The 16,236-nt window shown below is 46.3% G+C and carries 10 protein-coding genes; all 10 read right to left on the bottom strand.

What is annotated here, in order from left to right; translation table 11 throughout:
* Window positions 1–46 precede the first annotated feature (46 nt).
* The gene (locus RA156_RS16455) at window positions 47–4,297 is read right to left on the bottom strand and encodes a T9SS type A sorting domain-containing protein (protein ID WP_306641703.1); all 4,251 of its coding nucleotides are present in this window, start codon (window positions 4,295–4,297) and stop codon (window positions 47–49) included.
* Between the two features lie 114 nt (window positions 4,298–4,411).
* Window positions 4,412–4,951, bottom strand: coding sequence for a 3-hydroxyanthranilate 3,4-dioxygenase (locus RA156_RS16450; RefSeq protein ID WP_306641701.1), 540 nt, complete (start codon window positions 4,949–4,951; stop codon window positions 4,412–4,414).
* A gap of 47 nt (window positions 4,952–4,998) precedes the next feature.
* On the bottom strand, window positions 4,999–5,898 hold the full coding sequence (locus tag RA156_RS16445; RefSeq protein ID WP_306641700.1) for a DMT family transporter: 900 nt from the start codon (window positions 5,896–5,898) through the stop codon (window positions 4,999–5,001).
* Complete coding sequence (locus RA156_RS16440; RefSeq protein WP_306641698.1) at window positions 5,898–6,254, bottom strand: arsenate reductase family protein; 357 nt, start codon at window positions 6,252–6,254, stop codon at window positions 5,898–5,900. Before RA156_RS16440 ends, RA156_RS16445 begins: the two co-directional genes overlap by 1 nt.
* Complete coding sequence (locus tag RA156_RS16435; protein ID WP_306641697.1) at window positions 6,251–6,868, bottom strand: uridine kinase family protein; 618 nt, start codon at window positions 6,866–6,868, stop codon at window positions 6,251–6,253. The genes RA156_RS16440 and RA156_RS16435 overlap by 4 nt, the downstream gene beginning before the upstream one ends.
* Window positions 6,869–6,883: 15 nt before the next feature.
* Window positions 6,884–8,278 carry a VWA domain-containing protein gene (locus RA156_RS16430; RefSeq protein ID WP_306641696.1) on the bottom strand — a complete coding sequence of 465 codons (1,395 nt, stop codon included), beginning with the start codon at window positions 8,276–8,278 and terminating at the stop codon, window positions 6,884–6,886.
* Window positions 8,279–8,315: 37 nt separating this feature from the next.
* Window positions 8,316–9,818 (bottom strand): GH3 auxin-responsive promoter family protein, encoded by a 1,503-nt coding sequence (locus tag RA156_RS16425; protein ID WP_306641694.1) that lies wholly within the window; start codon window positions 9,816–9,818, stop codon window positions 8,316–8,318.
* A 68-nt stretch (window positions 9,819–9,886) separates the two neighbouring features.
* Window positions 9,887–11,788, bottom strand: coding sequence for a T9SS type A sorting domain-containing protein (locus tag RA156_RS16420; RefSeq protein ID WP_306641693.1), 1,902 nt, complete (start codon window positions 11,786–11,788; stop codon window positions 9,887–9,889).
* A 256-nt stretch (window positions 11,789–12,044) separates the two neighbouring features.
* On the bottom strand, window positions 12,045–14,057 hold the full coding sequence (locus RA156_RS16415) for a T9SS type A sorting domain-containing protein (RefSeq protein ID WP_306641692.1): 2,013 nt from the start codon (window positions 14,055–14,057) through the stop codon (window positions 12,045–12,047).
* Between the two features lie 227 nt (window positions 14,058–14,284).
* A complete protein-coding gene (locus RA156_RS16410; protein ID WP_306641691.1) occupies window positions 14,285–16,222 on the bottom strand; it encodes a T9SS type A sorting domain-containing protein in 1,938 nt (645 codons plus the stop codon).
* Between the last annotated feature and the right edge of the window lie 14 nt (window positions 16,223–16,236).

Below are 16,236 nucleotides of genomic sequence, written 5' to 3'. Positions count from 1 at the left end.
ACAAAAAGAGGGGCCATAAGCCCCTCTCCTTATCACCTTAACCAAATCAGTGAATAACCTGGAATCGCTGCGTCAGGACTTTGGTATTGCCTTCTATTCGAAGAACATACGCACCGCTTTCCAAGTGGCTAGTATTCAGTTTAAGCACACCGAATTCATTCAAATTTCCTTGTTCGACTAAACTTCCTTTGCTATCGAAAATCATCCATTGGTCGTTGTTGCCATTCGGGTAAACAACATTCAATGTTTCATTTACTGGATTAGGGAAGAGAGAAAGTGATTCCAATTCCGCGCTAGCGATATCAGTAGCACAATCATCATTCACACCCATTTCAATGGTAACTGTCTGGTTCAAGAAGTCAATGTCATACTCAATTGGCAAGCCGTTATCGATGAAGATCGCGAGGTAAAGCGCGAGGTCTTCAAACTCTTCAAGCGACATCGTCACCTGGTAACATCCATCAGGCACACATAGCTCTAGAATCGTTGAACCACACTCTTCTTGGATCGTGATCAAGCCTTCTAATTCGAAACCAAGGCCTTCAATGATGTACTCGATATCGACGTCTACATCCAATTCATCAATGGCGTCAAAGTAGATGACCACTGGAGTACAATCGAATTCATCAGCAACCACGATGTTCACACATTCCCAAACTCCTTCAGGACATTCAGGCGTCTCATAGAAGGCGCAGATCTCGTACTGACCGAAAGCGTTGAACTCATAATCAAAGAGGTTTCCGCTTTCTATCACTTCATCGTTGATCGACCACCAAACCGTGGCATTATCTGGGGCATTCGCTTCGAAGAGGTAAGTTGTTCCCTCGATCAATTGGTAGTCTACCTGAAGGAAACAATCTGTTTCTTCTTCGCAACCATCAATTCCAAAGTCGAAGCACAACACAAGGTCTTGGCAGAATGGATCATTGTAGACCGCGCATCCTGTGTAGTAACCATTTTCGCTGACGATTACGTCTAGGACACTTCCTCCTTCATAGGTGACTCCATTGACTTCCCACAACACCTCAGCATTTGGATCAGCTTGTGGAATTTCAAGGAAGACTTGGCATCCGTCAACCCAAGACTCCACGTAGTATGGACATTCACATTCTTCGACGTAGAATTCAGTGCACCATTCTACTTCGCCTTCACAAGCTTCAGACTCGTAGCCAGCGCATACTGTGTGCCATCCCGGCTCAAGCAAGAAGGTTGCTGACATTCCTTGTCCGTAGTACTCATTGTCAAGCCAGATTCCTGGAATAACTTCCCATGGAAGGTTTCCGCCTAGTTCTAGCAACCACACGTCGCAAGTCAAGGCTTCCACTTCACCGTAGAGGGTACAATCTTCGGTTTCAAAGCAGCCTTCTGGTACTTCAATCGTGATGCATTCAGTAGTTCCGAACGGACATTCAGGCGTTTCGATTCCCGCGCAGATCGTGTAGACCCCTGCTTCTTCTGGCATAAAGGTGAATGCGTTTCCTTCACTTTCGATGTTCTGTCCTTCAACCCACCACCAGATTGGTGTATTTGGATCATATGTTGCCCCTAAGAACACAAACGGACCGCAGTCATCATTCATCGTGTAAGTGATCTCTAGGAAGCACTCATCAGAGAAACAGTCTTCTTCGAAAACGGTGCTGTAACACCATTCTTGCGTTCCACATTCTTCATTTTCGTAGACGAGACAGAACTCGTAGTATCCTGCATATTCTGGGTCGAAGAATAGCGCTAGTTCGTTTTCAGAAACGAGTTCACCATTCACATACCAGCCGTAGTTGTCAGATGGTACGGTTGCTGCATCGAAGATGATCGAGCAGTCCATTTCAGTGACATACACATCTACGTCACATGAATTCACACAGTCTTCAACGTAGATCGTCGTGCAGGCGTAGACACCTTCACATTCATCGCTCCAGAACTCTACGCAAACATCGTAGCTACCTGGCTCATCGAATTCGTGCGTAATGAAGTGACCTCCTTCCATGACAGTTCCATCTCCGAAAGACCAGATGGCTTGCTCGCCTTCTTGGAATGATCCGATTTCAAAGGCCCATTCACCGCAGTTGCCACCAGCCCAAATTTCTGGATCAGGACAATCACCTTCAGGATACCCTAGGGTACTTTCCACACAGAATTCAAAGACGATGTATTGATCTAACTGGATCAGATTCGTCACTTCAACCAAGCCCAAGACGCCGCCAAGGCCTACGCTGAACGATTCGCTATCCAATTCCCCGTTAGGGTTAAAAACTTCATAGATATAGCAGCCTTCTTCAAGACAGAAGTCAATGAATGCAACAGGATCGTCTTCTGAGAACTGCTCAATTCCATTAAGCAAGACTTCTTCTTCAGCTGTGTACAACGTCCAGTCAACATATACGGGACCGCCTTCGCTGACCCAGCTTGTCATGCTTCCTTGTACTTCGGTGCACTCTTCAACGCATCCTTCAGCGTATAGCGTCACGCATTGTTCGGTTGAACAATCTTCAGACTCGTAGGTCACGCAGAGTTGGTATGCTCCATTGTTTGGAAGATTCACGTTCGTGAACCCTGAGCTCTCCATGTAAAGTTCTTCATCGAGGTACCAATTCACTCCGCTCTCGTCGTAATCTCCATCGAGACTCACGAAGAAAGAACCACAGTCGAACTGATCAACGATAATTTCAAATTCGCACTCTTCAGAGAAACAGCCTTCAGGAACTTCAACCGTGTAGCAAGTCACATTTCCCCAAGGACAAAGTTCAGATTCGTTCGATGCACAAATTGTGTACTCACCTGGCTCATCTGGACTGAACGTGAAGAAAGGTCCTTCGTTTTGGATATTCAATCCTTCAACCCACCACCAAATAGGCAGGTCAGGATTCTCGTTTTCGCCGTAGAAGACGAAGGCGCAGTCTGTTTCTTCGACAACAGTCACATACAACTCGCAGCTCTGAGCGAAGCACTCTTCCGAAGGCGTGTAGTTGTAGCACCACTCTTGTCCACCACATTCAATAGATTCGTAGACAAAGCAGAGATCATAAGTTCCATAAACCTCGGGAAAGAAGCTAAATCCTAGATCCATCTCTGAAACAAGTAATCCATCAACGTACCATCCGAACCAATCTGCATTGGTCCAATCCACGTCGAATTCAATACCGCAATCAAATTCAGATACAAATACATCAACCTCACATTCATTAAAGCAATCGATCGTAATCGTGTTACAAATGGTTGTCTCACAATCATCTGAAATAATCGTTGCACACACCTCGTAAACGCCTTCGTTCCAGAAGTCAAACATGTATGATTCATTGCCTTCGAAAGTATCAAAGCCTGTAGCCTCCCAGATAACAGGACCTTCATAACCGTCCACTGCAGCGATGTATACCGCACACTCCTCACCGACTTGTTGGAAGCTGATCGTTTCCGGACATTCCTGAGCAAAACAGCCTTCAGGAACTTCAATAGTGAAACAAGAAACGTCTCCCCAAGGGCATAGTTCAGATTCGTTGGAAGCACAAACAGTGTATACCCCCGCTTCTTCAGGCATAAAAGTGAAGTAAGAGCCTTCGCTTTGAATGTTCAACCCTTCTACCCACCACCAGATTGGGAGTTCAGGATTTTCGTTTTCGCCATAGAACAGGAATGGACCACAATCTGTCTCTTGTTCTAAACCTACGTACAGCTCACAGTTATCAAAACAGTCGATGGTGATCGAAGTACAAATGGTCGTCTCACAGTCATCGGTCAAGATCGTTGCACATACGTCGTAAACACCTTCGTTCCAGAAGTCGAACATGTATGATTCATCTCCGTCAAACGCTCCAAAACCTGTAGCATCCCAAATGACAGGTCCATCATAGCCATCAACGGTAGCGATATACACAGCACACTCCTCTCCTACTTGTTCGAAGCTAATCGTCTCAGGACAATCAACCGCCGGTGCCGAAACACAGAACTCAATGGCTAGTCCTAGGTCGAGCATTGAAATCATCAAATCATTGATTTCACCGTTGTCTGATTCAAGGTAAGCTTCGATACCTAGTGGATTGAAAAAGCCATTCACCTCAGCGTTTAAGGTGTAGCATCCCGGTTCTAAGCAAAGCACTTGATCGTAGTACGGATCGTTCATCGAATATTGGGCAACCCCTGATTCGATGAGGGTATTCTCGTTATCTACTAACTCCCAGAAAACCGCTTCGGGCCCGCCTTGGGCGATGTAGCTATCGAGACCTAAGTAAACATTGTAGCAATCCTGAGATAAGACAGGAAAGCAAAGCATTAGCAATGCAAGAGACAGTATAGTTCGTTTCATCGTTTTTTTGTTAGCTCAGCTTGCGCCGTTCCCCTGTAAGACCTGAGCTTTCGAAAAAACGTTGCACAAAAAAGCCGACAAAGTTGTCGGCTTAATAAAAGGAGTTCAATATTTTCAGTCTTCCGTAACGAAGCGTTCGTCCACCTCCATCACATGCCCGCAATTGTTGCATGTTCTCAGCTCTTTTGAGGCATAAAACTCATTGAAACGAGGCAAGAAATCTTTCTCAATATTCGATAGAGGGAAGTAGGTTTCGTGCAGTTTGTGATTACAATTATCGCAGAACCATAGGAGTCCATCTTTCCCTTCGTAAGAAGCACGCTTACGCTCAATCACTAGTCCGATAGAGCCCTCTGAACGCATTGGTGAATGCGGCACCTTTGCTGGGTGTAGGTACATATCGCCTGCTTTCAACGGAATATCTACCGCCTTGCCATCTTCTTGGATGCGTACGTTGATCTCCCCCTCAATTTGATAGAAGAGCTCTTCCGTTTCGTTGTAGTGGTAATCCTTGCGCGCGTTTGGTCCGGCAACGATCATTACAATGTAATCGCCGCTTTCTACATACATGTTTTTATTTCCAACCGGAGGCTTGAGTAGTTCTCTGTTTTCTTCGATCCACTGAAGGAGGTTGAACGGACGTCTAATGGGCATGACTAGAGATTTTCCCGTAAGGTAAGAAGGAATGCTTGAACTTGGAACTACCGCTGCCTGCGGGCAGGCACACTGACCAAATAAACTCCGACGAAGATTGCGAGCGCACACAAGATTCGTTGCCAATTGATGTCGCCTGTATAGTCTTCCCCACCAAAGCTGGCGAAGATGTAGGCGAAGATTCCTGCTAACAATGGTTGGAGGTAGATGTACACACTCACTACCGTTGGCTGAACCGTCTTCAAGGCGTAGATATTCATCAAGTAGACCAAGAACGTAGTACAAATCACCACATAGAATACACCCAACCAATGTGAAGAGGTAAAGCTACTCCAGTCAATTGCCATGAATTGATTGAAACCAATAGGAGCCACCAAGATGAGTCCCATGGTAAACACCCATGTAATGACAGTGACGGGTTTATACTTAACCATCAACGGCTTGACCAACACAAGGTAGATACCATATGACAGCGCATTGATCAGGATCATTACATCTCCCTGCCAACTGATTTTAGCGCTCCCTTGAAGTAAGAGCAACACAATTGCTCCAGCTGCTCCTAGGAAGATTCCAGCTAGTTTTCTCGAAGTGATTCGGGTCTTCAGTATGATCGCTGACACCACCAGAACCAGAATTGGGTTACTCGTCATAATGATGGACGCATTGACCGGAGAGGTCGCATTCAACCCATTGAAAAAGAACAACTGATTGGTCGCCACGCCAGTGAGTCCACACAAGGCTAGTCGGACAAGGTCTTTCTTATCGATCTTCTCGTAACTGAGGAGATAGACAATCCAAAATAAAACTGTCGCTGCAGAAACACGGATGAAGATAAAGCCAGATGGACCAATTAAGTCAGGCATCAAACCTTTAGCCACCAAGTAATTCGCACCGTAGATAACGGCTACGAAGAATAGCAGTATGTGTGCTACAAGCTTTTTTGACATTAGCCAATTGCTTCGGCGGCGCCTTGAACCTGAGCCTTAGCACTACCGATAAAAATCTTGTCGTCAATTACGATCACTGGTCGCTTCAGGAAAGTGTACTCATCAATAATGAGTTGACGGTAATCGTCTTCAGTCAAGGTCTTATCTGCTAATCCCATGGAACGGAACTTCATTGAACGACGTGAAAACAAAGCTTCGTATGAGCCTGCCAACGACTTCATGTGATCTACTTGTTCAAGAGTCATCTTGTCGAACTTGATGTCCTGCATTTCGATGTCATTTCGGTCTTTTAGACCAAGTTCCTTGATAATACGCTGATTAGTATTACAAGTAGAAAGGTGATAGATCTTTTTCATGTCAATTTGCTCTTGATGTGACTAACCAGTGCTGCTAGTCCTTGTTCAAAGCTCTCATTATTATTCACCACAAGGTCGCATTGATCCTTGTATGGCTCCAAGTACTTCTGATCGGCCGGTCTTACGTGATTTGCCCATTGATAACGCACTTCATCTTCAGGGTAACCTCGCTCTTTTGCATCTCGATCAATGCGTCGTTGCAGACGAATGTCAGCATCAGCATCGATATACACCTTGAAATCAAGCATCTCTCGTACTCCGGCATAATGAAGCACAAACAGGCCTTCGCTGATCACTACTGGAGTGGGCTCCACGCGAATCATGGCAGGGGTAATTGCTGGATTATTGAAGGTGTATTCGAGGCGTTCAATGGCTTGACCTGATTTCAATACTTCGAGGTCTCGAACGAATTCATCTCCATAGATCGATTCCGGAAGATCGAAATTCATCCACCCATTTTCGTCTTTGGGTTGTTCTTCGGCCGGACGATAGTAATTATCCTGTGATACGAGGCTAAGCTCTTCTTGACCAAAGCTGTCAAGCAAGGCATTCAGGAAGGATGTTTTCCCACTGGCGCTGCCACCTACGATTCCGATGAGATACGGCTTTTTCACGCCGCAAAGATAAGCTTACTGTCGACGTAGTGATTGCTTTTTGATCTCGTCGACCAAAGACTCCAGGGCCACATCATAGTCTTCAATCAAAATGAAGGACCCATGGCCTTCTTCCGCCACCTTCTCTAGGGTTTCGATGGCATAAGATTTTGATCGAATCCCCACCACGGTTGTCTTCACATCCTTCTTGCGGTTCTTGTCAGCCATCTTCAGAATCTGCGGACTGTCGCGTTTAGTAAAGGCGCCATCGGTGGTTACGATGACTTCGTTGTTTCCCCCTTCGATGAAGTATTCGTTTGCGAGTTCATAGGCGTCTCTGAAGCCCTTCGCTCCCGAAGTCATTCCACCAGCTTCGAGGGCTTTGATGGCTGATTCCATCTCCCCTTTCCGATCTGCGGAAGTCATATCAAAGACCACTTCGGTTTTTGAGGCATAGCTGATTAAGGCTACCTGATCAATCGGACGAAGAATACCGATCATTTCCAGCATAGATGCCTTTAACAGATCTAGCTTTCCACTTTGATTCATTGACTGCGAAACGTCAACCAAGAAGACAATGCTGTTCGGACGGTATTGATCTTCAGGAAGGTCAGCGCTTGTGACGAGAATAGGTTCCTCCTCCGCTGACTCCACCACTACCGGCTCCATATCTACTGGACCAATTCGAATCACAATCGTCTCCTCACTTTCAACAGTCCACTCTTCTTCTAATTCTTCCTCTAATTCTAACTCTTCCTCTTTCTCTTCCTTTTCAAGCTCGAGCTCGAAGTAGTTATTCCGTCGGTTGATATAACTCGTTGAATCCGTGCTGAGGTACCCTTCCGCGCTAGCGACCATAAAGTAATAGCCAATAGGCACCGGCTCAGTATACACGCCTTCACGATCAGTGCGCACATCACGTTGCAACACCCCTTGCTCAATCAATCTGACGCGGGCATTCTTAATGGGTTTTCGCGTTTTTTGATCAATTACTTTGACCATGAACGCATCATCCTCACAACAATCATCAGGACGTTCTCTGAAACTCGGACAAGCGGGATTATCCCCTCGATCAACGTAGTTTACTTCTGCCCGCAACTTGATCTTTATTGGCTCTTGCATCGACGAGAAATAGATCTCAAGCTCATCATTGTACGCTCCCTTATTTCTTGGGTTAAACTTCACGCGCAGCGTAATAGTACTATCTGCCGCTACCTGTCGATGTGACCAAAGGGTGGAGTAATAATTCTCGCTTTTCGTGCGCAAAACGAAGGCACCGTCATTGCCGTTGTTAGTGAATTGAATATCCACCACGCGGTCTGTGGTACGTTCAACCTCTCCAAAATTGTGTTTTTGGATCGAGGCTTCTATTTGCGCTAGCGCGGAATGGCTAAGCAAGATAAATATGAAGATGAGCAGTCTTCCTTGCATGATGTTTTAACGTTCGCTATCGCGGAATGGTATGCAATTACTGTTCCGAGGACTGGATAACAAGGTCAGCAATGCTTCTATCATTCGCTAATCGCGGAACTTTATTCTGTCCTCCTAGCTTGCCTCTCATACGCATCATACCTTCAAATGAGCCGCGTTTCACCGATCGAATTTTGCATGTCCGAAGTACACTTCCTGTGATGAGATCTTTGTAATAGACATTCTGATCACACATGTTTTCGTCAAGAAGAGCTGCAAACTGCTCAAGAGAAGCTGGCTCCTCTTCGAACTCAATCAACCATTCGTGAAACGGAAGACCTTCTGATGGATTGACTTCAGGCGCTACGTGGAACTCACGTACTTGTGCTGGCATTTTCTCTACTGCATAGGTCAGGGCGCGTTCTACCTCTTCTGCAATTACGTGTTCTCCAAAAGCAGAGGTGAAATGCTTGATTCGTCCGGTCACCTTAATCTTTGGCGGATCAAGCGATACAAAACGCACGGTATCTCCGATGCTGTAACTCCACATGCCGGCATTGGTATTCAGAATCACGGCGTAATTCACCCCGATCTCAACTTCCGCTAATGAAAGTCGCGGTGGATTGTTATCGAAGTACTTATCTGCTGGAATAAACTCATACCAAATCCCTGAATCGAAGGTTAACAAGAGTCCTTCCTCTTCTTGGGAGTTCTGGTAGGCGATAAATCCTTCACTGGCAGGGTAAGTCTCAATGGAAGGAATCTCTTCTCCTATCAGCTCTAGGAAACGCGCTCTGTACGGTTCAAAGTTCACCCCTCCCCATACCATGAGTGAAAAGTTCGGGAAGATCTCTTTGATGTTCGCCTTACCTGAACGTTCTACGAGACGTTCGAAATACATCTGAAGCCACGAAGGAATTCCCGAAATCAAAGTCATGTTCTGATCAATGGTCTCATCTATCACTGATTCTAACTTCGTCTCCCACTCTTCAATCATGTTCGTTTCCATCGAAGGCAAACGGTTGCGCTGGAGGTAGCCAGGCACGTGGTGGGCTACAATGCCTGAAAGACGACCAAACGGAATACCGCTTTCTAACTTCTGTAGTTCAGGACTTCCCTGGAGGAAAATCATTTTACCGTTCACAAATTCAGCCTTACCCGTCTCTGCGATGTATGATAGCAATGCATTTCGGGCTGAACCGATGTGGTTAGGCATAGACGCCTTAGTAAGCGGAATATACTTCGTTCCTGAGGTAGTGCCGCTGGTTTTGCAGAAGTACAATGGCTTCCCAGGCCAAAGTACGCTGTCTTCTCCTTTCACTGCGCGATCAACGTATGTTTTGAGCACCTCATAATCGAGCACAGGAACAGCTTGTCGGAATTCTTCTGGGGTATTGATCTGATCAAAGCGATGATCCTTTCCGAAGGCCGTTTTGCGTCCTTGGGTAATAAGCATTTCAAATTGCTTCTCTTGCCAGTAGACAGCACGTCGCGACTCACGCGCCACTTTGGCCGCTACCTGACGAGCAAAGGGCTTACTTAATGCAGATTTGATCCCCATAGGGCGCAAAGGTGAAGAAAAAAGCCGCTTACTCGGAAGTAAGCGGCTTTCAAAGCGGTCATGAACGGTTAGTGTCGTACGATCACCATTTCGTTCACACGTGTTTTATCTGTTTGAATCGTAATCACGTACCAACCATCAGCCCATGCGTCAGTGCTGACTTGGTGGCGTTGCGTCCCTGCAGGAAGATTCCCAAGGGCCTTCTCTTCAACGATCTGTCCGAGTTCATCGTAGACGATGAGTTGGACATTTGACGAACCTTCTAACTCGTAACTGACATTAAGCTGCGCATTAGCAGGGTTCGGGTATACATTCAATTCGATGTCTTGAGCAGTAGCTTCTTCGATGTTGCTCACAGGTCCGAAATTCATACGTACCAATGGCGTACGCACAAGGTAGAACCAGCTGTTCGGGAAGAAGCGTACCATAGATGTCAATGCTGGAGAATCTCCACTAATCGGGAAGAATACTTCAGACGGACCTGCCGTCGTTCCAGCCATCACCAAGTAAGCTGAATCCTGGTGGAGTTCAACTGGCTCTGGGAATGGGATGGTCATGACATTGTTATCGCCTACGTTGTTGTATGAATCAGCAATGATTCCAAATTCATCTGTAGAAGCGATTTCAGTAGCTGAGATTGAGTTGTCAATCGATACCGAGTAGATGCGTGCATAAACCGTTGCATTTGGGTCAGAACCCACACCTACACCGATTGAAACTGATTCTACGGCCTGATCATCCGACGTGATTACGAAGAAGTTTCCTACCTCGTACGTCTGTCCAGCGTATGCTTGATCCGGAATGTAGATCCCTTCAGTTGACAGTCGGTCACGTGCGTAAACTACGTCTGTCACCTCAAAATCACGAATAACGTGGTTGTCATCTGGTGAATCTTCTTCTTCGTTTTGAGTCAAATTGAAGTGCGCTGTGTATGGCGCCATATCAGGACCCAACTGATGTGCATCAGCGCGGAAGTTCCAGAACTCGTCAGTATCTAGATCTGTCGCGACAGTCACGTCAGTGAATACAGTGTCCATCGTCAACTCATTGCGTAGGAATACTTCCATCGCGCAGTTCGTTTGATCTTCTGCACCGTAGTTGTACACGTTGGTTCCGAATTGAACATCAGGAGCCATTTCTGCAGGGTACAAGCTGTACTCCATGTACTCGTATCCTGTTTCGTGTCCTTGATCATCCATATTGAAGTCACCGTAAGTGGCGCTTTCAACGTAGATATTGTTCTGAAGGAGTTCGAATAACTCGATATCATCGAGCATCCAGAAGTAGTAGTTTCCATCGAACACGAAACGCAGGCGTACATCCGATTGTCCGCCGAGTTGCTCGGTTACGTTGATTCGATCGAAACGGTCTTCACTACTTTCTCCACTATTCAGGGGAACGTCATTGATCCATAGTGGCATCCATTCTCCTCCGTCAACGCTGAAGTCGATTCTCGATTCTGTTTGATAGTTTTTGCAATACTGGTTGAATCGAAGACCTACTGAAGGGTAGGCACTGAGGTCAATGGAAGGCGTTTCAAGTGTACCGAAGTGAGGCCCTGGTGCAGGTCCTTCACCGAAGCTACCGCAAGGTCCAACGTTATCATCCCAGTAGTTAGAGTCAAAGATGATAAAGCCGTTATCAGCGGTCAGTGACTGGATCGGTTCACCGAAGGTCACGTCATCAGGCAGACACGAACCGCGTGTACCCGCATCTGAACTCGGGTTGGTGTTCGGTCCACGGTATTCCCACACTGCCAACTCCGGGTCACCGGTATTGATCCATGTGGCGGGGATGCCGTTAGCAAAATCTTCAGACCAGATGGTCTCTTCGCGCAAGTTGACTGCGCCGTCTTCAGGTGATTGACCGTTGACTATTCTACCGGGGGCAGGACCAACGATGGTCTGCTGTGCGGATAGAGACAGCGATCCTATCACCATGAGCAATAACAGTGAGCAAGCTGTTTTCATGGAAAGAATTTTTACATGGTTTGTGTGGCGAAGTTATCGACTCAATACTACGATGTCTTACAGTCAAGTGCCGAAGATACTGTCAGAACTTTCCTACATCCACATGTTAGTAATAGACAGAAACAGAGTAAGTTCGGCGGAATACCTGAAGTTTTAGTGGAGCTGAACGGCTGGAATATGGCGTCCGACAAAACTTACAAGACAAAAAAAGCCCCAGGGTTTCCCCTGGGGCTTCTTGACAGAATTCTGTCAAATATTACTTAGCGCTAACGACCATTTTCTTCGTTAGACGTACACCGTCAAATGTCAATGTGTAGTAGTAGATACCTGAGCTTAGCTCGTTAACATCGTAGTTGATGCGGTGCTCACCACCAGGAAGAGTTCCTAGGTCGCGAACTTCGATCACACGTCCTTGTGCGTCCATCACTTCGAATGTTACTTCTTTACCAGCTACTTGGTACCACTGGATCAATGTAGTGTTGTTTGCAGGGTTAGGAACGTTCTGCATCAACTCAACACCGTTCTGGTTTGCTAGTTCATCAACAGCAACACGCTGTGAAGTGATCAAGCGAACTGCAGGAGAAGCTGTTTGAGATGTGAACCAGATGAAGTCACCACCACCTGAAAGCTCGTAAACTCCAGTTGAGTTGTCAGTATCTGAATCACCGTTACCAACAACTGTGAACTGATCTTCTGTTTCGAAATCGTTGATTACACCAGCGAAGTAGAATACGTCACCATCAGTATCGTTCGGGTTAGCTACTGACATTTCGATTGGATCTTCGAATGGGTAGTAGTGTAGTTCCGCGTCAGCGATAGTGTTCGGGATGTACTCAGGAGCGATCACGTGGAATGATGTTTCAAAGTTCGCATCGTTCAACGCCTCGTCTGGCTGTACTTCGTATAGGCGAGCTTCAAACTCCATGAATCCTGCCGTAGAAGGACCGAATGCTACAAGAACTCCGTATGCCATAGTTCCGCTGTTAGGAGCTAGGTAGAAGTTACCGTAACCTGTTGGTTCGAATGCGTCACCGTTATCGTTCTCACGTGGTGCGAACTCTACGTCCCAAGACTCTTCGTTATCGTGAGAGTACTCATCGTCTGTGTAAGTCACAGGGCGAGTGATCACGTTGTTGTCTTCGTTTGAATCCATCTCGTCAGAAGTGATCGTTGCGCGAACTGAGTAATCACCAGTTGCAGCAGGAGCCCATCCTGTAGAGATGTAAAGTGTATCGTTTGTGTTCTGTGGACAAAGTTCAGAGTTCGCAGCAGACTGAACTGTGAAAGGATCAGTAACTGTTGTGCTCAATACGTTGTCAGCATCGTCAAGGATCTCAACTGTGATTGTAGTGTTCGTTGCATCAGCGAATCCACCGTTACGGTAAAGAACACCAGCAACAAGACCACCATCAGCTTCAGTGATTGCCTGCTCTAGAGGAATATCACGGTACTCGAAGTAGTTGAAGATGTCACCTGTAGCCAACTGAGTCATCTGGATATCGAATTCCGTTTCGTTTTCAACGATTGTTACGTCATCGATTCCCCAGTAGTAGTGAGAGTATCCGTTTCCTACGATTGGGTTCTGTAGGTAAGCGAAACGAATGAATACAGACTCTTGTCCTGCAGCAGCACAAGAAATATCTACTGAAGTAGGAAGTGGGTTTGCAGAAGCAACGTTCGCAGACTCGATGAAGTCACCGTGTCCTGGGAAAGAGATCCAGCTGTTACCACCGTCGTTAGATACTTCTAGGAAAACCGGTGCAAATGGGAAACAGCAGTAACGGAAGTACTGCTCCCACTGTACAACTACAGAGTTCAACGCAGACATATCCATTTCTGGTGAAATGATCCATCCTTCAGTATCCTCGAATCCTTCTGAGATCGGAGTGTTGTAGAAGTCACAATCAAAGATCACCCATCCGTTGTCAGCTGTAGTAGAAGCCAAAGGACCGATGTTCGTTGAGAATTCACCTGCAGGGCTGTTATCGTCAGCTACCATCCAGATGTTGTTGCCGCCTGTATCTTCAACAGTCCAGCCACCTAGGCCGTTGTTTCCGTCGAATCCGTTAGCGAAATCTTCGTAGAAGAAGATAGTTCCTCCACGCTCACCAGCTTCTGCTTTCAGCTGTGTTCCTGCACGACGTGCATTTTCAGCCTCCTGTTGCGTTACTGGAGTGAGTGAGTTGAACTCGTTTACATCTTGAATGCGCTGTGCGTTCAAAACTGAAACGAGCATCATTGTTGTTAATAGCAAGTAGATTTTCTTCATGTCTTACACTTTTGAATCGGGGAAATTACGCAAAACCTCTCTCGAACCAAACAATACAGCGAATGATTCGTGAGAATCTGCAGACTAAATTCTCCGGATTATACAATTCCAAATAGCTTGATCTGGCCTTAACCTCTTGTAAAGCCATTCGTTTACCAGAAGTAATACAAATAAAAAAGAGGCTTCCCGAAGGAAACCTCTCTTTCAATATTGAGATGAAGTAATGCTTACTTCACGATCATCTTGCGAGTAACAGTCTTACCATTCACAGTGAATGTGTAGCTGTACATACCTGCAGCGTAATCAGCAACGCTTAGGTCGTAAGCGTAAGATCCTGCTCCTACAGTTCCAAGATCACGAGTCATCATCAACTTACCTGTGATGTCACGTACTTCGATTGCAACCTCAGCAGCAACTTCCAAGTTGTAAGTGATGCGAGTGAAATCAGAAGCTGGGTTTGGCGCGTTCTGTGAGATAGCGAATGTATCAAACTGCTCCATGTTCTCAACTGCTGCTCCTTCGTCCATGTTGAAACGGATCATTGGAGTTTCGTTTGTGAAGTACCAGTCGAATCCAGCAGTACCGAAGTCACCGAATACAAAACAAGTTTGGTCTGGAGCGAACTTAGACTCACCAATACGGATACCAGAACCACCGTAGCTTTCGAAAGATGCAACCCATCCTTCACCTTCAGCTACTGGCCATGGATCTTCAAGGATGAAGTTGTACCAGATGATATCGTCACCAGACTCTGTACCGTCGTTCAACAACGCTGGGTTCAACTCCAACTCTGCAGTAGAAGCTTGAATCTCTAGGTTTTCGAAGTCAAGAACGTGGCAGATCATTGGTGCACCTTCGTCACCAGCAGTAACAGCTACCTGGATAGAGTAGATAGTACCGTCACCGAAGAACTGCATTGGCGTCGCCGCCTGGAACTCATCGTTGTAAGTTGCTGCTGGGAATAGACCAGAGAAGTTACGGTCATCACGTCCGTACTGTCCACCAAGAGAGTTGTTCTCGTCATAAGAAACTGGGGCAACCTGGAATGACTGCGTAGTCACGTTGTCACCAGGGTTCTCATCTTCCGCGTCCGCAGAAACCGTGAACTCGATATCGTACTGACCTGGGTCAGTTGGCACAGTGTACCCAGTGATACGCAGTGTATCTGAAGCTAGGTAAGGAAGATCGATCGCATCAGAAGTTCCAGCGTCGTTTCCGTTGATAGAGGCGTTCAATGTAACGTTCGTCTGGTCCAAAGAACCGATGTTACGAACTTTCGCAGCCATCTGTACTTCAGTTGCCTGAGTTGGGTGCCATGTATCAACTTCGTACATGAACGTACCGTTGTAATCAGTGTAAGTAGCGTAGCTATCGAAACGGATATCGTTTTCAGGAGTATCGAAAAGCTCCATGTCGTCAACCATCCAAGCGTAACCCCAAGTTCCTTTCCAACGGAAACGGATCCATACTTCGTCTTGACCACCTGCAGCAGATGTAATGTCAAACACGAAAAGAGTTGGGTTGTCTACTGGGTCTTGAGTCTGCATCTCTGGCCAAAGCTCCCAACGAGCTTGTACCATACCGTCTCCGTCACCGAAGTCAACCATACCTTCTGATACTTCAAACGTTTCAACGTCTGGCCAAGTAACACCGTCACGAGAAACCTCTACTAGACAGTACTCGTTACCATCAGATGATCCGTTGTCCCACATGCGGTAGAACGTCTCAAAGCTAAGAGATACGAATGGGTGATCCGCACAGTTAATTGGGTCTACTGTTTGGAACCAGCTGTTTTCAATTCCGTCAAAACCTTCTTCACCACCGTACTCATCAGAGTCGATCATCATAAAACCGTTGTCAGCAGTTGTAGAAGCTACAGGATCAATTGCAGCAGGTCCTTCTGGTAGTACATCACCACATTCGAAGTTCAGGTCTGAAACGAATTGTGTGTAACCATTGTCATAAGCGTTGTCGATAACAAAGTCAGAGCAATCAGAGAAATCGTTCGTGTAGAACACTTCACGATCAGTATTTACTTGCGTCTGGCTGTTATTCGCACGCTTCATTTCTTTGTCCTTGCCCTTAGCGTAAGGTGACATTACGTGCTGTGCACTCGCACCGATAGCAAAAAGTGACACGAACAACATCGCGTAAACTTTCTTCATAATCATTTAGATTT

Origin of the sequence: Sanyastnella coralliicola, from assembly GCF_030845195.1 — a bacterium.
Taxonomy (GTDB): Bacteria; Bacteroidota; Bacteroidia; order Flavobacteriales_D; family Sanyastnellaceae; genus Sanyastnella; species Sanyastnella coralliicola.
This window is presented reverse-complemented; position numbering and strand designations above follow the sequence as displayed.